Raw genomic sequence first — 19,717 nt, 5'->3', positions numbered from 1 at the left:
CGGGGATGCCGCGCGGGGCGAGGGCCCGGGCTGACGCCACGGCCCTCGCGGGGCGCCCGTTCGCGTCGGGGTGCCGGGGGCCCGCCGCGGTGCGCGGTGACCGGGCTCATGGCAGGTGGATGCTGGACCAGGCGGTGACCTCGCACCGTCCGTCCGTGTGGTTCCCCGCGCTGGCGACCGTGCCGTCGGCGCACAGGCCGAGAGTGTGGGCCGAGCCCGCCGCCACCGGGACCACGCCGGCCCACCGCTCGACACGGCACTAGGCGGCGGCGAGGTCGCTGCCCGCGGCGAGAAGGGTGCCGTCGCGGCGCAGTCCGACCGCATGGCGTCTCCCGGCGGCCGGCACCGACGCGTGCACGAGCATGTCGCCTCCTGGGACGGGGCGCGAGCGCTTGGGCGCGGCACGGGAAATTGCCTGGATGGGGGAGGGACGGGCGGACCATACTCACACGTGTGTTCCTGACGATCAGTACTACCGGCTCCCCGGAACGCCCCGCCACCGACCTCGGGTTTCTGCTGCACAAGCACCCCGAGCGGGCGCAGGCGTTCTCCACCTCCCACGGCACCGCGCACGTCTTCTACCCCGAGGCGTCCGCGGAGCGGTGCACGGCGGCCCTGCTGCTGGAGGTCGATCCCATCGCCCTGGTGCGCAAGGGGAAGGGCAAGGGCCGGGGCGGGGCGCCCGACTCGGCGCTCGCGCAGTACGTCAACGACCGCCCCTACGCGGCATCCTCGCTGCTGTCCGTCGCGATGAGCACCGTCTTCAAGTCCGCGCTGAGCGGTGCCTGCAAGGCGATGCCCGAGCGGGCGGCGGCCCCCATGGAGCTGCGGATCGAAGTGCCCGCCCTGCCGGCCCGTGGTGGTGCCGAGCTGGTGCGCAAGCTCTTCGGTCCGCTCGGATGGACGCGGGTGGAGGCGGAGGCCGTACCGCTGGACGAGACGTTCCCGGACTGGGGCGACTCGCGGTACGTACGGCTGGTGCTCGAAGGCGAACTGAGGCTCGCCGACGCACTGCGCCAGCTGTACGTGCTGCTGCCGGTGCTGGACGACGCCAAGCACTACTGGGTGGCGCCGGACGAGGTCGACAAGCTGTTGCGGGCGGGCGAGGGGTGGCTGGCCGAGCACCCCGAGCACAAGCTCATCACCAGCCGGTATCTGGCGCGGCGCTGGGGACTGACCCGGCAGGCCATGGAGCGGCTGGAACTGGTGCGGCTCGCGGAGGCGGACGACCTCGACGTCGAGAGCGTGGACAACGCCGTGGACGAGGGCTCCGACACCGAGGAGCGGCCGGTGCCGCTGGCCGTGCACCGCCGGGACGCGATCCTGGCAGCGCTCACCGCCGCCGGAGCGCGCCGGGTCCTCGACCTGGGCTGCGGACAGGGGCAGTTGGTGCAGGCACTGCTGAAGGACCCGCGCTTCACGGAGATCGTCGGCCTCGACGTGTCCATGCGCGCCCTGACGAGCGCCTCGCGCCGGCTGAAGCTGGACCGGATGGGGGAGCGGCAGGCCGCCCGCGTGACGCTGCGCCAGGGCTCGCTCACCTATACGGACAAGCGGCTCAAGGGGTACGACGCCGCGGTGCTCAGCGAGGTCATCGAGCACCTGGACCCGGAGCGGCTGCCCGCCCTGGAGTTCACCGTGTTCGGCTCCGCGCGCCCCCGCACGGTGCTCGTGACCACGCCGAACGTCGAGTACAACGTCCGCTGGGAGACCCTTCCGGCCGGGCACGCCCGCCACGGCGACCACCGCTTCGAGTGGACCCGGGCCGAATTCCGGGCCTGGGCCGAGGCGGTGGCCGGACGGCACGGGTACGGCGTGGAGTACGTGCCCATCGGCCCGGACGACCCCGAGGTCGGCCCGCCCACGCAGATGGCCGTGTTCAGCACCGCCACCACCGACGAGACCGAGAAGGAGGCGAAAGCCGCATGACCACCCACGACAGCGGGCGCGCCCCGCGCACCCTCCCCGTCACCGATCTCTCCCTCGTCGTGCTCGTCGGCGCCAGCGGGTCCGGCAAGTCCACCTTCGCACGGCGGCACTTCAGGCCGACCGAGGTCATCTCCTCCGACTTCTGCCGGGGCCTCGTCGCCGACGACGAGAACGACCAGAGCGCCAGCAAGGACGCCTTCGACGTCCTGCACTACATCGCGGGCAAGCGCCTCGCCGCCGGCCGGCTGACCGTCGTGGACGCCACGAATGTGCAGCCGGAGGCCCGGCGCCAGCTCGTGCGCGTGGCCCGGGAGTACGACGTGCTGCCCATCGCCATCGTGCTCGACCTGCCCGAAGAGGTCTGCCTCGCCCGCAACGCGGCCCGCCCGGACCGCGCCGACATGCCCCGCCACGTCATCCAGCGCCACCGCCGCGAGCTGCGCCGCTCCTTGCGCGGCCTGGAGCGCGAGGGCTTCCGCAAGGTGCACGTCCTGCGCTCCGAGGACGAGGTCGAGCAGGCCGAAGTGGTCCTGGAGCGCCGCTACAACGACCTGCGCCACCTCACCGGACCGTTCGACGTCATCGGGGACATCCACGGCTGCCGCTCCGAGCTGGACAGCCTCCTCGGCAAGCTGGGGTACGTGGACGGCGCCCACCCCGAGGGCCGCACCGCGGTCTTCGTCGGCGACCTCGTCGACCGCGGCCCCGACAGCCCCGGCGTCCTGCGCCGCGTGATGTCGATGGTGGCCGACGGGAACGCGCTGTGCGTCCCCGGCAACCACGAGAACAAGCTCGGCCGCTACCTCAAGGGCCGCAAGGTCCAGCTGACCCACGGCCTCGCCGAGACCGTCGAGCAGCTGGAACGGGAGGACGCGAAGGACCCGGAGTTCCGCGAGCGGGTCGGCGCGTTCATCGACGGGCTCGTCAGCCACTACGTGCTGGACGGCGGCCGGCTCGTCGTCTGCCACGCCGGACTGCCCGAGAAGTACCACGGACGCACCTCGGGGCGGGTCCGCTCGCACGCGCTGTACGGGGAGACCACCGGCGAGACCGACGAGTTCGGGCTGCCCGTGCGTTACCCGTGGGCGGAGGACTACCGGGGCAGCGCCGCCGTGGTCTACGGCCACACGCCCGTGCCCCGCACCTCCTGGATCAACAACACCATCTGCCTGGACACCGGTGCCGTCTTCGGCGGGAGGATGACCGCGCTGCGCTGGCCGGAGCGCGAGCTCGTCGACGTACCGGCGGAGCGGGTCTGGTACGAGCCGGTGAAGCCGCTGGAGACGGACGCGCCCGGGGGCCGCGAAGGCAGGCCGCTGGACCTGGACGACGTGCGGGGCCGCCGGATCGTGGAGACCCGGCACATGGGCCGCCTCGCCGTCCGTGAGGAGAACGCGGCCGCGGCCCTGGAGGTCATGAGCCGGTTCGCGGTCGACCCCCGGCTGCTGCCCTACCTGCCGCCGACCATGGCGCCCACCGCCACCTCGCGCGAGGACGGCTATCTGGAGCACCCGGCCGAGGCGTTCGGCGAGTACCGGGCGGCCGGCGTGGCGCAGGTCGTGTGCGAGGAGAAGCACATGGGCTCCCGCGCCGTGGCCCTGGTCTGCAAGGACGCCGTCGCGGCCCGGGAGCGCTTCGGGACCGCGGACACCGGCGGCGGCGGGCCCACCGGCGCGCTGTACACCCGCACCGGCCGCCCGTTCCTGGACGACCCCGCGCTCACCGAGACGGTGCTCGGGCGGCTGCGCGTGGCCGTGACCGCGGCCGGGCTCTGGGAGGAGTGGGGCACCGACTGGGTACTCCTCGACGCCGAGCTGATGCCCTGGTCCCTGAAGGCGCGCGGCCTGCTCCGCTCGCAGTACGCGGCCGTGGGCGCCGCCTCCGGCGCGGTGTTCCCCGCCGCCACCGGGGCCCTGGCCGCGGCAGCCGCGCGCGGTGTCGACGTGGGCGCGCTCGCGGACCGGCAGCGGGACCGGGCCGAGGACGCGGCCGCGTTCACGGAGGCGTACCGGCGCTACTGCTGGAGCACCGAGGGGCTGGACGGCGTGCGCCTCGCGCCGTTCCAGATCCTCGCCGTGCGGGGCCGCTCCCTCGCCTCCGTACCGCACGACGAACAGCTGGCCTGGCTGGACCGGCTGGTGGAGCACGACCCCAGCGGCCTGCTCCAGGTCACCCGGCGGCTCGTCGTGGACACCGCCGACGAGGCGTCCGTCCGCGCGGGCACCGACTGGTGGCTGGAGATGACCGGCCGGGGCGGCGAGGGCATGGTCGTCAAGCCGCTCGGCGCGCTCGTCCGGGACGGCAAGGGGCGGCTGGTGCAGCCCGGGATCAAGGTGCGCGGGCGGGAGTACCTGCGGATCATCTACGGCCCCGAGTACACCCGCCCGGACAACCTGGACCGGCTGCGCGGCCGCTTCCTCGGCCACAAACGCTCGCTGGCCCTGCGCGAATACGCCCTCGGCCTGGAGGCCCTGGACCGGCTCGCGGACGGGGAGCCGCTGTGGCGGGTCCACGAAGCGGTGTTCGCCGTCCTGGCGCTGGAGTCGGAGCCGGTGGACCCACGGCTCTGACGACGCCTCGGGCCGGACCGGCGGAACAGGCTGGCGATTCTCCGGGTGAACGGTGCGCCGCGCGGTGAGGATGTGGGCATGGGATTCCATGTCGACTCCGAGGCCGGGCGGCTGCGCCGCGTCATCCTGCACCGCCCCGATCTGGAACTGAAACGGCTCACACCGAGCAACAAGGACGCGCTGCTCTTCGACGACGTGCTCTGGGTGCGCCGGGCCCGGCAGGAGCACGACGGTTTCGCGGACGTGCTGCGCGACCGGGGCGTCGAGGTGCACCTCTTCGGCGACCTGCTGCGCGAGGCGCTGGAGATCCCGGTCGCCCGGCGCCTCGTGCTGGACCGGGTCTTCGCCGAGAAGGAGTACGGCCCGCTCGCCACCGAGCACCTGCGGGCCGCCTTCGAGGAGTTGACCGCGGCCGAGCTGTGCGAGGCGCTGGTCGGCGGGATGACCAAGCGGGAGTTCCTGGAACGCCACGAGGAACCGGTCTCCGTGCGCTTCCACGTCATGGACCTGGACGACTTCCTGCTCGGGCCGCTCCCCAACCACCTCTTCACCCGTGACACCTCGGCGTGGATCTACGACGGCGTCTCGATCAACGCCATGCGCTGGCCCGCCCGGCAGCGCGAGACGGTCCACTTCGAGGCGATCTACCGTCACCACCCGCTGTTCACCGGGCCGGAGGCGGGCGCCTTCCACCACTGGTCCGAGGGGCAGGACGACTACCCCTCCACCATCGAGGGAGGCGACGTCCTCGTCATCGGCAACGGCGCCGTGCTCATCGGGATGAGCGAGCGCACCACCCCGCAGGCCGTGGAGATGCTGGCCCGGGGGCTCTTCGACGCCGGCTCGGCCCGGACCATCGTGGCGCTGGACATGCCCAAGAGCCGGGCCTTCATGCACCTGGACACCGTGATGACCATGGTCGACGGGGACACCTTCACCAAGTACGCGGGCCTCGGCATGCTCCGCTCGTACACGATCGAGCCCGGCGACGGGCCGCGCGACCTCAAGGTCACCGACCACCCGCCCGAGCAGATGCACACCGCCATCGCCCGGGCGCTCGGTCTCGGCTCGATCCGGGTGCTCACCGCGACGCAGGACGTGCACGCGGCCGAGCGGGAGCAGTGGGACGACGGCTGCAACGTGCTGGCCGTCGAGCCCGGGGTCGTCGTCGCGTACGAGCGCAACGCCACCACCAACACACATCTGCGCCGGCAGGGCATCGAGGTCATCGAGATCCGGGGCAGCGAGCTGGGCCGGGGCCGGGGTGGTCCGCGCTGCATGAGCTGCCCGGTCGTGCGGGACGCGGTCTGACGGGCGGCGGGATCCGAACCGCGAGACGGGACTGTATAGCGATGCATTGCGTCGTATAGAGTTCCAGCGTTACGGTATGCGTTCCCCCGTCCCACCCAGGAGCAGTCACCATGGCCATAGACCTCGCAGGCCGCCACTTCCTCAAGGAGCTGGACTTCACGGCCGCGGAGTTCCGCGGCCTGATCGAGCTGGCCGCCGAGCTCAAGGCCGCCAAGAAGTCGGGCACGGAGACGCAGTCGCTGCGCGGCCGGAACATCGCGCTGATCTTCGAGAAGACGTCGACCCGCACCCGGTGCGCATTCGAGGTCGCCGCCGCCGACCAGGGCGCCTCGACCACGTACCTCGACCCCTCCGGCTCCCAGATGGGGCACAAGGAGTCGGTCAAGGACACCGCCCGCGTCCTCGGCCGGATGTTCGACGGGATCGAGTACCGGGGCGACAGCCAGGCGGCCGTCGAGGAACTGGCCGCGTACGCCGGGGTGCCGGTCTTCAACGGGCTGACCGACGACTGGCACCCGACCCAGATGCTCGCCGACGTGCTGACGATGACCGAGCACAGCGAGAAGCCGCTGGAGGAGATCGCCTTCGCCTACCTCGGCGACGCCCGCTTCAACATGGGCAACTCCTACCTCGTCACCGGCGCCCTGCTCGGCATGGACGTGCGCATCGTCGCGCCCAAGGCGTACTGGCCGGCCGAGACGGTCGTCGCCGAGGCCCGCGCGCTCGCCGAGAAGTCCGGGGCCCGGGTCACCCTCACCGAGGACGTGGCCGAGGGGGTGCGCGGCGCGGACTTCGTCGCCACCGACGTCTGGGTCTCCATGGGCGAGCCCAAGGAGGTCTGGGACGCCCGCATCGCCGCCCTCGCGCCGTACGCGGTCACCATGGACGTCCTGCGGGCGACCGGGAACGCCGGGGTGAAGTTCATGCACTGCCTGCCCGCTTACCACGACCTCGGCACCGGGGTGGCGCGCGAGATCCACGAGCGGCACGGGCTGAGTGAGCTGGAGGTCACCGACGAGGTCTTCGAGTCCGAGCACTCCGTCGTCTTCGACGAGGCGGAGAACCGCATGCACACGATCAAGGCCGTGCTCGTGGCGACGATGGCCGGTTGACGGCCGGCGATCCCGCATGTTCATGCATCCGATTGGGTGAATATGCGGACAGGTGTCTATGATGGTGCCGATTGGTGGGGTTCGAGCTCGCACGCTCGAACCCCCTTTTCGTGCGCGCGACGGCCCCCACCGCCCGAGCGCGCCTCCCCCACGCGTACCACCGGAAATGAGACACCGCCGTGAGCCCTCTGCGCCTTCCCGGCCCCCCGCACCGCGTCAAGGACCCGCACCGGCTGATCGCCGAATCGGGCGCCGACCTGGAGGGGCACGGCCTCAAGCGCACCATGGGCCTGTTCCAGCTGGTGTGCTTCGGGGTCGGCGCGGTCGTCGGAACCGGCATCTTCGTGGGCCTGTCCGACAGCGTGGCAGAGGCCGGGCCCGCCGTCGTGGTCTCCTTCGTCCTCGCGGCCGTCACCTGCGTCTTCACGGCGTTCTCGTTCGCCGAGCTGGGCAGCGCCATTCCCGTCTCCGGCAGCTCGTACTCCTTCGCCTACGCCACCCTCGGCGAACGCCTCGCCTTCCTCGTCGGCTGGTGCCTGCTCCTGGAGTACGGCGTCTCGGTCTCCGCCGTCGCGGTCGGCTGGAGCCAGTACGTCAACGAACTCCTCGACAGCCTCTTCGGCCACCAGCTGCCCGCCGCGCTCTCCGCCGGTCCGGCGGACGGCGGCGTGATCAACCTGCCCGCCGTGCTCGTGGTCATGATGGCCGCGACGCTGCTGGTGCGCGGCGTACGGGAGAGCGCGACCGCCACCGCCGCGATGGCCGTCCTCAAACTGGTCGTCCTGGCCCTGTTCTGCGTCATCGCCTTCACCGCGTTCGAGCGCGGCAACCTCGCCCCGTTCGCCGCCCACGGCGCGGGCGGCGTCACGGCGGGCGCCTCGCTGGCGTTCTTCTCGTACATCGGCTTCGACGCGATCACCACGGCGGGCGAGGAGGTCAAGAACCCCCGGCGCAACATCCCGCTCGCCATCATGATCTGCATCGGCCTGGTCACGCTGCTCTACTGCGCGGTCGCCCTCGCCGCGATCGGCGCGCTGGGACCGGAGGCCGTCTCCGACAAGCCCGCCGCGCTCTCGCTGATCGTCGACCAGGTCACCGGCTCGTCCGTGGGCGGCGGCGTGATCGCCTTCGGCGCGGTCGTCGCCATCGCCTCGGTGGTCCTCGCGGTGATGTACGGGCAGACCCGCATCCTGATGTCGATGTCCCGCGACGGCCTGGTCCCGAGGGTGTTCGAGCGGGTCTCACCCCGCACCGCGACCCCCGTCGCCAACACCTGGATCGTCGCCGTCGTCTTCGCGGTACCGGCGGCCTTCTCCTCGCTCGACATGGTGGTGAACCTGACCACCATCGGCACGCTCGCCACCATGGTCGCCGTCAACGCCGCCGTCCTCGTGCTCCGCCGCCGCAACCCCGAGGTGCGGGGCTCCTTCCGGGTCCCGCTCTACCCGCTGAGCCCGCTCATCGGCATCGGCTTCTGCGTCTACCTGATGTACGGCACCGGCTGGACGACCTGGGTCCAGTTCGCCGTGTTCCTCGCGGTCGGCGCGCTCGTCTACGCGGTCTACGGGCACCGCCGCTCCCGGCTGGCCCAGGACTCCTAAAGCTGTACGGGCGGCAAGCGGAACCAGACCGCCTTGCCGCGCCCGGTCGGACGGTGCCCGCAGGACGAGCTGAGCGTGCGGATCAGCAGCAGCCCCCGGCCGTGCTCCTGCCACGGGTCCGGTACGTCGTCGGGCCCGGGGCGGGAGAGATCCCCGGGCGGGGCGGGATCACCGTCGTGCACCTCCACCTGGCAGCCGGCCGGAAGCAGCTCGACCACCAGCTCCAGGGGCTCGTCGCCCGGGGTGTGCTCCACCGCGTTGGCGACCAGCTCGGCGGTGAGCAGTTCGGCGGTGTCGCTGTCGGCGGGGGCGTCGATGTCCGTCAGCACCGAGCGGATCAGCGCGCGGGCGATCGGCACGGCGGCCGCGGAGTGCGGCAGGGAGATGCGCCAGGAGGGGGGCGGCGGTCCGTCGGGGGGCACGAGGGTTTCCGTTCGGGTGAGCGCTGGGGTCCTGGGCTCAGACGGTTTCCGCGCTCAAGACTTCTTCGATCCCACCTTACGAAGCGGCGCGACGTGGACAAGAGCCTGCCGTCCGGGACCTCGGGGACGTTCGTCACTGTTCCCGGCACGCGCCGATGTATCGCGCACTCGTGACGGCAGTCACGTAACGGTGATAAATTCGGGGCCAGGCAGCAGCGACGGCTGAAGGGGACACCCCGCCATGAGCCCGTTCACCGGCTCCGCACCGCGTACGCAGCACTGGCGCCACCTGCGGGTCACCACCGAGGACGGCGTCGCCACCGTCACCCTCGCCCGGCCCGAGAAGCTCAACGCCCTGACCTTCGGCGCCTACGCCGACCTCCGCGACCTGCTGGCCGAGCTGGCCCGGGAGCGCTCCGTGCGGGCCCTGGTGCTGGCGGGCGAGGGGCGCGGCTTCTGCTCCGGCGGCGACGTGGACGAGATCATCGGCGCGACGCTCGCGATGGACACCGCCCAGCTCCTGGACTTCAACCGGATGACCGGCCAGGTCGTCCGCGCGGTCCGCGAGTGCCCCTTCCCCGTCGTCGCCTCGGTGCACGGGGTGGCCGCCGGGGCCGGCGCCGTCCTCGCCCTCGCCGCCGACTTCCGCGTCGCCGACCCCACCGCCCGGTTCGCCTTCCTCTTCACCCGGGTCGGGCTCTCCGGCGGCGACATGGGCGCGGCCTACCTGCTGCCCCGGGTCGTCGGCCTCGGCCACGCCACCCGGCTCCTGATGCTCGGCGAACCGGTCCGCGCCCCCGAGGCCGAGCGGATCGGCCTGATCAGCGAGCTCACCGACGACGGCGACGCCGACAAGGCCGCCGCCGCGCTCGCCCGCCGCCTCGCGGACGGGCCCGCGCTCGCCCTCGCCCAGACCAAGGCGCTGCTCACCGCCGAGCTGGACATGCCGCTGGCCGCCGCCGTCGAGATGGACGCCGCGACCCAGGCGCTCCTGATGCACGGCGAGGACTACGCCGAATTCCACGCCGCTTTCAGCGAGAAGCGGCCGCCCGCCTGGCGCGGCAGATGACCGCCGCCGGCCCGCACCGGATCGCGGTCATCGGCGGCGGCCCCGGCGGGCTGTACGCGGCGGCACTGCTCAAGCGCCTCGGCCCGGACCGCGAGATCACCCTCTGGGAGCGCAACGCCCCCGACGACACCTTCGGCTTCGGCGTCGTCCTCTCCGACGAGACCCTCGGCGGCATCGAACACGCCGACCCGGCCGTGCACCGCGCCCTCCAGCGCGAGTTCGTCCGCTGGGACGACATCGACATCGTGCACCGGGGCCACACCCAGACCTCCGGCGGCCACGGCTTCGCCGCCCTCGGCCGCCGCCGCCTCCTGGAGATCCTGCACGAACGCTGCGCCGGGCTCGGCGTCGGCCTCCGCTTCCGTACCCAGGCCCCGCCCGCCGCCGAACTCGCCGCCACGCACGACCTGGTCATCGCCGCCGACGGCGTGCGCAGCGCCACCCGCGACGCCCACGCGGACAGCTTCCGGCCCCGGATCACCGGACACCGCTGCCGTTACATCTGGCTCGCCGCCGACTTCGCCCTGGACGCCTTCCGCTTCGAGATCGCCGAGACCGCGTACGGCGTGATGCAGCTCCACGCCTACCCCTTCGCGCCGGACGCCTCCACGGTCATCGTCGAGATGCGCGAGGAGGTCTGGCGCGCGGCCGGCTTCGACGTGCCCGACCCGGCCGAGTCCGTCCGCCAGTGCGCCAAGATCTTCGCCCACGCCCTCGGCCACCGGCCGCTGCGCTCCAACAACTCCGCCTGGCTCACCTTCCGTACCGTCGTGAACGGGCGCTGGTCGCACGGGAACACCGTCCTCATCGGGGACGCCGCGCACACCGCGCACTTCTCCATCGGCTCCGGCACCAAGCTCGCCGTGGAGGACGCCCTCGCGCTCGCCGCCTGCGTCGAGGAGCAGCCCTCGCTTTCCGCCGCGCTCGCCGCGTACGAGAGCGAGCGGCGGCCCGTCGTGGAGTCGACGCAGCGCGCGGCGGCGGCCAGCCTGCGCTGGTTCGAGGAGCTGGGTACGTACGTGGACCAGCCGCCCCGGCAGTTCGCGTTCAACCTCCTCACCCGCAGCCGCCGCGTCACCCACGACAACCTCCGGCTGCGCGATCCGGCGTTCACCGCCGGGGTGGAGGAGGAGTTCGGCTGCCCGCCGGGCACCCCGCCGATGTTCACCCCGCTGCGGCTGCGCGGCCTGGAGCTGCGCAACCGCGTCGTCGTCTCGCCGATGGACATGTACTCGGCCACCGACGGCGTCCCCGGCGACTTCCACCTCGTCCACCTCGGCGCGCGGGCGCTCGGCGGCGCCGGGCTCGTCATGACGGAGATGGTCTGCGTCAGCCCCGAGGGCCGCATCACCCCCGGCTGCACCGGCCTCTACACCGACGAACAGGCGGCGGCCTGGACCCGGATCACCGACTTCGTGCACACCGCGTCCCCGGGCACCGCCCTCGGCGTCCAGCTCGGCCACTCGGGCCGCAAGGGCTCCACCAAGCTCATGTGGGAGGGCATCGACCAGCCCCTGGACGACGGCAACTGGCCGCTGACCGCCGCCTCGCCGCTGCCGTACGCGCCCGGGGTCAACCAGGTCCCGCACGCCCTGGACCGGGCCGGTCTGGACGAGGTCCGGGAGCAGTTCGCCGCCGCCGCCCGGCGCGCCGCCGCCTGCGGGTTCGACCTGCTCGAACTGCACTGCGCGCACGGCTATCTGCTCTCCGGCTTCCTCTCGCCGCTCACCAACCTCCGCACCGACGCCTACGGCGGAGCGCTCGCCCACCGCCTCCGCTTCCCCCTGGAGGTCTTCGACGCGGTCCGCGAGCTGTGGCCCGACGACCGGCCGATGACCGTCCGGATCTCCGCCACCGACTGGGCGGAGGGCGGCACCACCGCCGAGGACGCCGTCGAGATCGCCCGCGCGTTCGTCGCGCACGGCGCCGACGCCATCGACGTCTCCACCGGCCAGGTCGTCCCCGGCGAGCGGCCCGAGTACGGGCGCTCCTACCAGACCCCGTACGCCGACCGCATCCGCAACGCCCTGTGCGTGCCGGTGATCGCGGTCGGCGCGATCTCCTCCTGGGACGACGTCAACTCCCTGCTCCTCGCGGGCCGCGCCGACCTCTGCGCCCTGGCCCGCCCCCACCTCTACGACCCGCACTGGACGCTCCACGCGGCGGCCGAGCAGGGCCACACCGGCCCGGGAGCCCCCTGGCCCCTCCCGTACCGCGCCGGCAGCCGCACCCCGCCGACCGGCCGCACCGACGCCCCCAAGCCGCGCCTCAGTCTGGAGTGACCGGCAGGCACTCGTGGCACAGGCACGGGTCCGGGTGCGGGGCCGCGTGGTGGGTGTTCCGGCCCAGGCGCGCGGTCCGCTCCAGCAGCTCGGCCCACCCCACCGCCTCCTCGCGCGTCCACACGACCCGGTCCGCGCAGCGCCGGAGCACGGTGGGGGAGTACACCAACTGGGCCCGGAACGTGTGCAGGTGGCGGGTCCCGGTGTCGATGGTGATCCAGTGCCCGGTGTGCCGGCCGTGCCCGACCGCCGTCAGCTGCTCGTTGCCCATCCCCGGGTAGGTGTCCACCACGTAGACCTTCGCGCCCGGCCGGAACGCCTTGGTGCCGGAGCGGAATTCCCGGCCCAGCTCCCCGTACCGCCGCCACCGCACCACGTTCGCCGCGACCAGCCAGCGCGGCTCGGGGACCTCAGCCACCGTCCCGCTCCGCGCTGACCACCAGCCGGCCCGCGAACTCCGCCCCCGCGTCCCGCAGCCGCTCGTGCAGGGCCCGGAACACCTCGGCCGATCTCGCGCCCGGCCACCCGTCGGGCAGCAGCTCGCGGGGCAGGCCGGGGTCGGCGTAGGGCACCCGGCGCCACGAGTCCAGCGCCGTCAGGTAGTCCCGGTAGGCCGCCTCCGGGTCCGCCGCCGCGTCGCCGCGCGCCTCCCAGGCCCTGAGCACCGGTTCATGGCGGTCCAGGAAGCCGTGGTGGAGCCGGGCCACCGCGTCCAGGTCCCACCAGCGGGCCACGGCCTCCCGGGTCGCGCTGAAGCCCAGGTGGTCGCCCCGGAACAGGTCGACGTACGGGGCGAGTTCCAGCCGCTCCAGGGTGTGCCGCGTCTCGTCGTACAGCCCCGCCGGGGCGATCCAGACGCCGGGGGCCGCGGTGCCGAAGCCGAGCCGGGCCAGGCGCGAGCGCAGCAGGTGCCGCTTGTGGCGTTCCGCCTCGGGCACCGAGAACACCGCCAGCACCCAGCCGTCCCCCAGCGGCGGGTCCGGATGGCGGTAGATGCGCCGGTCGCCGTCGTCCAGGAGCTGGCGGGCGTCCGCCGACAGCGCGTATCCGGCCGCCCCGTCCGCCGTGCGCGCGGCGACGAGCAGCCCGCGCCGTTTCAACCGGGAGACGGACGAGCGTACGGCGGGGGCGTCCACGCCGACGGCACCGAGCAGCCGGACCAGACCGGCCACCGGCAACGGCCCGTCGCCGGGGGTGCGGCCGTACGCCCCGTACAGGGTGACGATCAGCGAACGGGGGGTGTGCGGTTCGACCATGTGATCATTCTCGGCCAGGCGCGGGCCCGGTCGCACCGGGGTCGTCCGCGCGGAGCCTGAACCGTTGCAGTTTCCCCGTGGCGGTACGGGGAAGAGCCGGCAGGAACGTGATGCTGCGAGGGCACTTGTGCGGGGCCAGCTCCGCCCGCATGAACGCCCGCAGCTCGTCCGCCGTCGGCGCGGAGCCCTCCCGCGGCACCACGTAGGCCGCCACGATCCGGCCGCGCAGCTCGTCCGCCCGCCCCACCACCGCCGCCTCCGCCACGTCGGGGTGGCGCAGCAGGGCCCCCTCGACCTCGGGGCCGGCGATGTTGTACCCGGAGGAGATGATCATGTCGTCGGCGCGGGCCACGTAACGGAAGTAGCCGTCCGGGTCGCGCACATAGGTGTCGCCGGTGATGTTCCAGCCGTGCCGCACGTAGTCGCGCTGCCGTTCGTCCGCGAGGTAGCGGCAGCCGACCGGGCCGCGTACGGCGAGCAGGCCGGGCTCCCCGTCCGGCACGGGCGCGCCGTCGGCGTCCACCACCCGGGCCTGCCAGCCGGGGACGGGGACGCCCGTGGTGCCGGGGCGGATCGCGTCGTCGGCGGCCGAGACGAAGATGTGGAGCAGCTCGGTGGCGCCGATGCCGTTGATGATGCGCAGCCCGGTCCGCTCGTGCCAGGCGTGCCAGGTCGCCTCCGGCAGGTTCTCGCCCGCCGACACACAGCGGCGCAGCGCCGACAGGTCGTGCCCGTCGAGCCGGTCCAGCATCACCCGGTACGCGGTCGGCGCGGTGAACAGCACCGAGACCCGGTGCTCCGCCAGGGCGGGCAGCAGCTGCTTCGGGCCCGCCTGTTCGAGCAGCAGCGCCGACGCGCCCGCCCGCAGCGGGAACACCACCAGGCCCCCGAGGCCGAAGGTGAAACCGAGCGGCGGGCTGCCCGCGAACACGTCGTCGGGGCCGGGCCGCAGGAGGTGCCGCGAGAAGGTGTCGGCGATGGCCAGCACATCGCGGTGCAGGTGCATGCAGCCCTTGGGCCGGCCGGTGGTGCCCGAGGTGAACGCGATCAGCGCCACGTCGTCCGACGCGGTGTCCACCGCCCGGTACGGGCCCGGCCGGGCGGCGGCCAGCCGCAGCAGGTCGTCCGGGGCCTCACCCCCGTACGCCGTGATCCGCAGCCCGGGCACCTCCGCCTGCGCCAGGTCCTCGACCGACCGCGCGTCGCACAGGGCGTGGCTCACCCGGGCGATCGAGCAGATGGTGGCCAGCTCGGACGCCCGCTGCCGCGCCAGTACGGTGACGGCGACCGCGCCCGCCTTCAGGACCGCCAGCCAGCAGGCGGCGAGGTGGGGCGTGGTGGGACCGCGCAGCAGGACCCGGTTGCCGGGGACGACTCCCAGGTCCGAGGTGAGGACATGGGCGATCCGGTCGACCAGGTCGCGCAGCTCCCCGTAACTCAGCACCCCGCCGTCCGGCGTGCGGAAGGCGGGGCGGTCGGGGCCGAGGCGGTCGGCCGTGCGGTCCAGGAGCTCGGTGGCGCAGTTGAGCCGGTCCGGGTAGTGCAGCTCGGGCAGGTCGAAGAGCAGGTCCGGCCATTGCTCCACGGGTGGCAGGTGCTCCCTGGCGAAGCCGTCGATGTGCGCCGAGGTCTTCGGGTCCGTGGTGTTCGGGTCCATGAAGGATCGCCCCCTTGTAGCCCCCTTGTCGCTCCTGGAGCGTATCGTTTGGGTGACGGTAGTCAACGGTCCGCGATAAAGATGCTCAGGTGCCATCGATTTGAAAATCTTTGCTCAGATCCGACCAGAGAGGCGCCGGTATGACGGCATTCTCGCTCGATCCGGCACAGACCGCCTGGTGCGAGGAGCTGCGCACCCTGGCCCGTGACCGGCTCGCCCCGCTCGCCGCCGAGGGCGAGCCGGGGCACGTGAACCGCCCGCTGCTCGCCGCCCTCGGCGAGCTGGGCCTCCTCGACCGGCTGTTCGGCTCGGGAGCCCTGGACCTCTGCCTGCTGCGCGAATCGCTCGCCCGGGGCTGCACCGAGGCCGAGACCGCCCTCGCGCTCCAGGGCCTCGGCGGCTTCCCCGTGCTCCGCTCGGGCACCCCCGCCCAGCGCGAACGATGGCTCCCCGGGGTCCGTGCGGGCCGCCACGTCGCCGCGTTCGCGCTCAGCGAGCCGGGCGCGGGCTCCGACGCGGGAGCCCTCGCGCTCGACGCCGCCCCGGACTCCGGCGGCTGGCGGCTGACCGGCGAGAAGTGCTGGATCTCCAACGCGCCGGAGGCCGACTTCTACACGGTCTTCGCCCGCACGACCCCGGGCGCCCGGTCCCGCGGCGTCACCGCGTTCCTGGCCCCCGCCGACCGCGCGGGGCTGACCGGCACCGCCCTGGACATGCTCTCCCCGCACCCGATCGGGGCCCTGGTCTTCGACGGGGTCCGTGTCACCCCCGACGACCTGCTCGGCGAGCCGGACCGGGGCTTCGCGGTCGCCATGGACACCCTGAACCTCTTCCGCCCCAGCGTCGGCGCCTTCGCCCTCGGGATGGCCCGCGCCGCGCTCGACGCCACCGTGGAGCACACCGCGACCCGGACTGCCTTCGGCGCGCCCCTGTCCGCACTCCAGGCGGTGTCGCACCAGGTCGCCGAGATGGCCACCCGCACCGAGGCCGCCAGGCTGCTGGTCCACGCGGCCGCCGCCGCCCACGACGCCGGGGAGCCCGGGGTGCCGCGCCGGGCCGCCATGGCGAAGCTGTACGCCACGGAGACCGCGCAGTACGTCGTGGACACCGCCGTCCAGCTGCACGGCGCCCGTGCCCTGCAGCGGGGCCACCTGCTCGAACACCTCTACCGGGAGGTCCGCGCCCCGCGCATCTACGAGGGCGCCAGCGACGTCCAGCGCACGATCATCGCCAAGGAGCTCTACGCGAACCGGGAGGCGACCGCATGAGCCCGATCCACCGCGTCAACCCGCACGAACTCTCACCCGCCTCCGGCTTCTCGCACGCGGTCACCGCGACCGGCGGCCGGCTCGTGTTCCTGGCCGGGCAGACCGCCCTGGACCAGCACGGCGAGGTCGTCGGCGACACCCTGCCCGAGCAGTTCGCGATCGCGCTGGGCAACCTCCTCACCGCCCTGCGCGCGGCGGGCGGCTCCCCGGCGGACCTGGCCCGGGTCACGGTGTACGCCACCGACGTCGCCGACTACCGGGCGCACGCCCCGGAACTGGGCCGGATCTGGCGCCGGCTGGCCGGCCGCGACTACCCGGCCATGGCGGTCATCGGCGCCGCGCGGCTCTGGGACGAACAGGCACGGGTCGAGATCGACGGCATGGCGGTCCTGCCCTGAACGGCGTACGCCCCCGCCGGTCCCGGAGACCGGGCGCGGCGGGGGCGTACCGAAACGGATCGGGCGGATCAGTATCGGACGGGGCGGATCAGTACGGCTGCACCAGCACGTGCGCCGCACCGGGGATGCCGATCTTCAGCAGCTCGTCCTCCTCCGGCGTCGTCTCCCCGCCCGTCTCCTGCTTCAGCACCGCACGCGAGATCGCCTGCACCCACATGGCGCGCGGACGGCGCCGCGCCTCCCACGCGTCCAGGGCCGCGTCGACGTCCGCCTCGGCGTCCAGCGACTCGGCGAGCACCAGCGCGTCCTCCACGGCCATCGCCGCCCCCTGCGCGATGTGCGGAGTGCTCGCGTGCGCCGCGTCACCGGCCAGGACCACCCGGCCGACGTGCCACGGCTCCTCGACCGTCACCTGGGAGATCCGCGAGTAGACGACCGCCTCCGGCCCGCTGACCGCCGCCAGCGCCTCGGCGACCGGCCCCGAGAACATGGTCAGCCGCTCCTTCAGCTGCTCGTGCGCCGTCGAAGGGTCCGGCCGGAAGTCCTCGGCCTCCGCGAAGACCGAGCCCAGGTACATCAACTCGTCGGTGATCGGGGTGAGCAGCGCCTTGGCGGCCTGGCCGGCGGTGCCCATCACGACACCCCGCACCTGCTCCTGGCGGGGCACGGTGACACGCCAGTTGGCGAAGCCGGTGTACTGGGGGGTGTATCGGTCCCCGTACAGCCGGGTGCGCAGCGGCGAGCCGATGCCGTCGAAGCCGACGACGAGGTCCCAGCGGCCGGCCGAGCCGTCGGACAGGGTGACGTCGACGCCGTCCCCGTGGTCGGTGAGCTCCGTGATGGTCGCGCCGAACCGGACCTTCGCGCCGGCCGAGGTGGCCGCCGCGTTCAGCACCCGGGCCAGCGCGGGGCGGGGAATGCCGTTGTTGGACGGGGCGTCGCCCATGCGCGGCTGCGGTATCTCGGCCAGGGTGTTCCCGGCCGGGTCCGCGATGGTCAGCACCTCCCACTCGAAGCCCGCTGCCAGGCAGTCCTCCAGCACCCCGATCTCCCGCATCACGTGCAGGGCGTTCGACGGCTGGATGATGCCGACGCCGAGGGCGTCGAGCTCGTCGCGGAGCTCGGCCACCTCGACGGTGTGGCCCCGCCGGGCCAGGGCGGTGGCGAGCGTCAGCCCGCCGATGCCGCCGCCGTGGATCAGGACGCGCAGAGGTGTTGCCATGTCGGATCTCTCCAGAGCGAGAAAGCAGGTAAGGGAAGGTGAGGGGGACGGGCCGGGGTCAGCCCGCCGCCACGGGCAGGCTCATCAGGTGGTCCACGAGGGCCAGCAGCACGTCCCGGCCGAACGGCCGCTCGCGTACGTCGCCGACGAGCAGCGGCACGTGCGGGTCCAGGTCCAGGGCGGCCCTGATCTCGTCCGCGGTACGGGTGTTGTGCCCGTGGAAGCAGTTGATCGCGACGACGAACGGGATGTCCCGGCTCTCGAAGAAGTCGATCGAGGCGAAGCTGGACTCGAGGCGTCGGGTGTCGGCGATCACGACCCCGCCGAGGGCCCCGTTGACCAGGTCGTTCCACATGAACCAGAAGCGCTCCTGGCCCGGTGTGCCGAACAGGTAGACGACGAGGTCCTGGCTGACCGTGATCCGGCCGAAGTCCAGGGCCACGGTGGTCGTGTCCTTCTGGCCGACGCCGGCCAGGTCGTCCACGCCGATGCTGGCCGTGGTCAGAAGCTCCTCGGTGCGCAGCGGGGCGACCTCGCTGACGGCCCCCACGAGGGTGGTCTTGCCGACGCCGAAACCGCCGGCTATCAGGATCTTGACGGCGGCGGGCGCCGCCTGACTGGTGGTCATCTTGGGTCAGAGTCTCCGGAGTCCGTCGCGAACAGCGGCCAGTACGCCCATGCCGGCGCCGCCGGACGCCCGGGCCACCGAGAGCGGGGCCCGGGCGATCAGCAGACCGGTGGCGACCAGATCCGCCAGAAGGATCTTGGTCACCGAGATCGGCAGGTCGAGGTCCGAGGCGACCTCGGCGACCGCCGCGGGCCGCCGGCAGCGGTCCAGGATCAACCGGTGCTCCGGCTGGAGCCTGCCCGGGCGGGCCGCCGCGCCGTGCTCGTCCCGCGGATCGTGCGCGGTCGTGAGCACGGTGATGAGGGTGAGGTCGTCCCGGTCGGGAGCCGTCCGGCCGCGGGTGATGGTGTACGGGCGCACCATCGTCCCCGCGGCGTCCTCGCCGTCGTCCTCGAAGTCCCCCTGCCCGTAAGGCCAGTGGCCGGTCACGCCCGCGGCCTGTCCCCGGCGCCGAAGGCGTCGAAGTCGTCCCGCGCCGGGGTGCTGAGCTTCTGGCCGACCTGGAGTACGAGGTTGTGCATGGCGAGCGACATGATCTCGGCGTCCACCTCCTGCGAGGCGATGACGGCCAGGTGGGTGCCCTGGCCCGCCGAGATGATGAAGAGCCAGAGGTCCGCCAGTTCCACGATCACCTGGTGGACGCCACCGCCGTTGAAGAGCTGGCCCACACCGCGGGCCAGGCTCTGCTGCCCGGTGCAGATCGCGGCCAGCCGCTCGGCGTCGGGCCGATGGATGGTGCGCGAGTGGCTCACCACCAGCCCGTCGTCCGAGAGCAGGACGGCGTTGATGGTCTCGGCCACCGAGTCGACCAGACCGTCGAGGAGCCAGTCGAGGTCCTGGCGAGTGGCGGTTGTGCGTGTCATGTCCGTTCTTCTCTCGTGAGGTCGGGCTGCGTCGGCGGCTCGTCGGTGGCGCGGGCGGCGCGGGAGCGGCGCTGGAATGCTCCGATGGCCGCACCCGCGCGGTGCGGGGCGGTCCGTGGCGGCGGGTCC

The 19,717-nt window shown here is 73.2% G+C and carries 19 protein-coding genes; 9 read left to right on the top strand and 10 right to left on the bottom strand.

All coding sequences use genetic code 11. From position 1 onward, the window contains the following. Window positions 1–106: 106 nt before the first annotated feature. Both G3I41_RS21470 and G3I41_RS21465 read right to left on the bottom strand, forming a co-directional pair. Window positions 107–226, bottom strand: coding sequence for a hypothetical protein (locus G3I41_RS21470; protein ID WP_343242200.1), 120 nt, complete (start codon window positions 224–226; stop codon window positions 107–109). Between the two features lie 33 nt (window positions 227–259). Continuing rightward, on the bottom strand, window positions 260–364 hold the full coding sequence (locus G3I41_RS21465; protein ID WP_164402031.1) for an RCC1 domain-containing protein: 105 nt from the start codon (window positions 362–364) through the stop codon (window positions 260–262). Window positions 365–453: 89 nt separating this feature from the next. Between G3I41_RS21465 and G3I41_RS21460 the strand changes: the two genes are divergently transcribed. From G3I41_RS21460 to G3I41_RS21440, 5 genes are all read left to right on the top strand, one after another. Continuing rightward, window positions 454–1,929, top strand: coding sequence for a 3' terminal RNA ribose 2'-O-methyltransferase Hen1 (locus G3I41_RS21460; protein WP_164402030.1), 1,476 nt, complete (start codon window positions 454–456; stop codon window positions 1,927–1,929). Then, complete coding sequence (locus G3I41_RS21455; protein WP_164402029.1) at window positions 1,926–4,499, top strand: polynucleotide kinase-phosphatase; 2,574 nt, start codon at window positions 1,926–1,928, stop codon at window positions 4,497–4,499. The genes G3I41_RS21460 and G3I41_RS21455 overlap by 4 nt, the downstream gene beginning before the upstream one ends. Window positions 4,500–4,577: 78 nt before the next feature. Continuing rightward, window positions 4,578–5,810: an arginine deiminase gene (locus G3I41_RS21450; protein WP_164402028.1), complete on the top strand. Its 1,233-nt coding sequence runs from the start codon at window positions 4,578–4,580 to the stop codon at window positions 5,808–5,810. A 110-nt stretch (window positions 5,811–5,920) separates the two neighbouring features. Further along, complete coding sequence (gene argF, locus G3I41_RS21445) at window positions 5,921–6,922, top strand: ornithine carbamoyltransferase (protein WP_164402027.1); 1,002 nt, start codon at window positions 5,921–5,923, stop codon at window positions 6,920–6,922. A 179-nt stretch (window positions 6,923–7,101) separates the two neighbouring features. Next, window positions 7,102–8,523, top strand: coding sequence for an amino acid permease (locus G3I41_RS21440; RefSeq protein ID WP_164402026.1), 1,422 nt, complete (start codon window positions 7,102–7,104; stop codon window positions 8,521–8,523). On the opposite strand, the gene G3I41_RS21435 is transcribed toward G3I41_RS21440, so the two are convergent. Further along, window positions 8,520–8,945 carry an ATP-binding protein gene (locus G3I41_RS21435; protein ID WP_164402025.1) on the bottom strand — a complete coding sequence of 142 codons (426 nt, stop codon included), beginning with the start codon at window positions 8,943–8,945 and terminating at the stop codon, window positions 8,520–8,522. The two genes, G3I41_RS21440 and G3I41_RS21435, sit on opposite strands and share 4 nt — an antisense overlap. 241 nt (window positions 8,946–9,186) lie before the next feature. Here G3I41_RS21435 and G3I41_RS21430 point away from each other — a divergent pair, with 241 nt between their 5' ends. Together G3I41_RS21430 and G3I41_RS21425 are read left to right on the top strand one after the other, a co-directional pair. After that, window positions 9,187–10,014 carry an enoyl-CoA hydratase family protein gene (locus tag G3I41_RS21430; protein WP_164402024.1) on the top strand — a complete coding sequence of 276 codons (828 nt, stop codon included), beginning with the start codon at window positions 9,187–9,189 and terminating at the stop codon, window positions 10,012–10,014. After that, complete coding sequence (locus tag G3I41_RS21425; RefSeq protein ID WP_164402023.1) at window positions 10,011–12,296, top strand: bifunctional salicylyl-CoA 5-hydroxylase/oxidoreductase; 2,286 nt, start codon at window positions 10,011–10,013, stop codon at window positions 12,294–12,296. Before G3I41_RS21430 ends, G3I41_RS21425 begins: the two co-directional genes overlap by 4 nt. Here G3I41_RS21425 and G3I41_RS21420 read toward each other — a convergent pair. From G3I41_RS21420 to G3I41_RS21410, 3 genes are read right to left on the bottom strand one after another with little or no spacing between them, the layout of a single operon-like run. Then, window positions 12,283–12,714, bottom strand: a complete 432-nt coding sequence (locus tag G3I41_RS21420) for a hypothetical protein (protein ID WP_164402022.1) — start codon at window positions 12,712–12,714, stop codon at window positions 12,283–12,285. The genes G3I41_RS21425 and G3I41_RS21420 overlap by 14 nt on opposite strands. Next, window positions 12,707–13,552 carry a PaaX family transcriptional regulator C-terminal domain-containing protein gene (locus tag G3I41_RS21415; protein ID WP_164402021.1) on the bottom strand — a complete coding sequence of 282 codons (846 nt, stop codon included), beginning with the start codon at window positions 13,550–13,552 and terminating at the stop codon, window positions 12,707–12,709. The genes G3I41_RS21420 and G3I41_RS21415 overlap by 8 nt, the downstream gene beginning before the upstream one ends. A gap of 4 nt (window positions 13,553–13,556) precedes the next feature. Beyond that, on the bottom strand, window positions 13,557–15,209 hold the full coding sequence (locus G3I41_RS21410) for an AMP-binding protein (RefSeq protein ID WP_164402020.1): 1,653 nt from the start codon (window positions 15,207–15,209) through the stop codon (window positions 13,557–13,559). Between the two features lie 140 nt (window positions 15,210–15,349). On the opposite strand from G3I41_RS21410, the gene G3I41_RS21405 reads away from it, so the two are divergent. After that, a complete protein-coding gene (locus G3I41_RS21405; protein ID WP_164402019.1) occupies window positions 15,350–16,477 on the top strand; it encodes an acyl-CoA dehydrogenase in 1,128 nt (375 codons plus the stop codon). Next, a complete protein-coding gene (locus tag G3I41_RS21400) occupies window positions 16,474–16,875 on the top strand; it encodes a RidA family protein (RefSeq protein WP_164402018.1) in 402 nt (133 codons plus the stop codon). Before G3I41_RS21405 ends, G3I41_RS21400 begins: the two co-directional genes overlap by 4 nt. A gap of 88 nt (window positions 16,876–16,963) precedes the next feature. Here the strand turns inward: G3I41_RS21400 and G3I41_RS21395 are convergent, their stop codons facing one another. From G3I41_RS21395 to G3I41_RS21380, 4 genes are read right to left on the bottom strand one after another with little or no spacing between them, the layout of a single operon-like run. Further along, window positions 16,964–18,097 (bottom strand): FAD-dependent monooxygenase, encoded by a 1,134-nt coding sequence (locus G3I41_RS21395; RefSeq protein ID WP_164402017.1) that lies wholly within the window; start codon window positions 18,095–18,097, stop codon window positions 16,964–16,966. Window positions 18,098–18,155: 58 nt separating this feature from the next. Next, a complete protein-coding gene (locus G3I41_RS21390; protein ID WP_164402016.1) occupies window positions 18,156–18,725 on the bottom strand; it encodes an ATP/GTP-binding protein in 570 nt (189 codons plus the stop codon). 6 nt (window positions 18,726–18,731) lie between these two features. Beyond that, on the bottom strand, window positions 18,732–19,154 hold the full coding sequence (locus G3I41_RS21385) for a DUF742 domain-containing protein (RefSeq protein ID WP_164402015.1): 423 nt from the start codon (window positions 19,152–19,154) through the stop codon (window positions 18,732–18,734). Continuing rightward, window positions 19,151–19,588, bottom strand: coding sequence for a roadblock/LC7 domain-containing protein (locus tag G3I41_RS21380; protein WP_164402014.1), 438 nt, complete (start codon window positions 19,586–19,588; stop codon window positions 19,151–19,153). The genes G3I41_RS21385 and G3I41_RS21380 overlap by 4 nt, the downstream gene beginning before the upstream one ends. Between the last annotated feature and the right edge of the window lie 129 nt (window positions 19,589–19,717).

This window comes from Streptomyces sp. SID9727 (assembly GCF_010550605.1).
Classification (GTDB): domain Bacteria; phylum Actinomycetota; class Actinomycetes; order Streptomycetales; family Streptomycetaceae; genus Streptomyces.
Note: the sequence above shows the minus strand (reverse complement) of the source record. Positions and strands in the feature narration are given on the sequence as shown.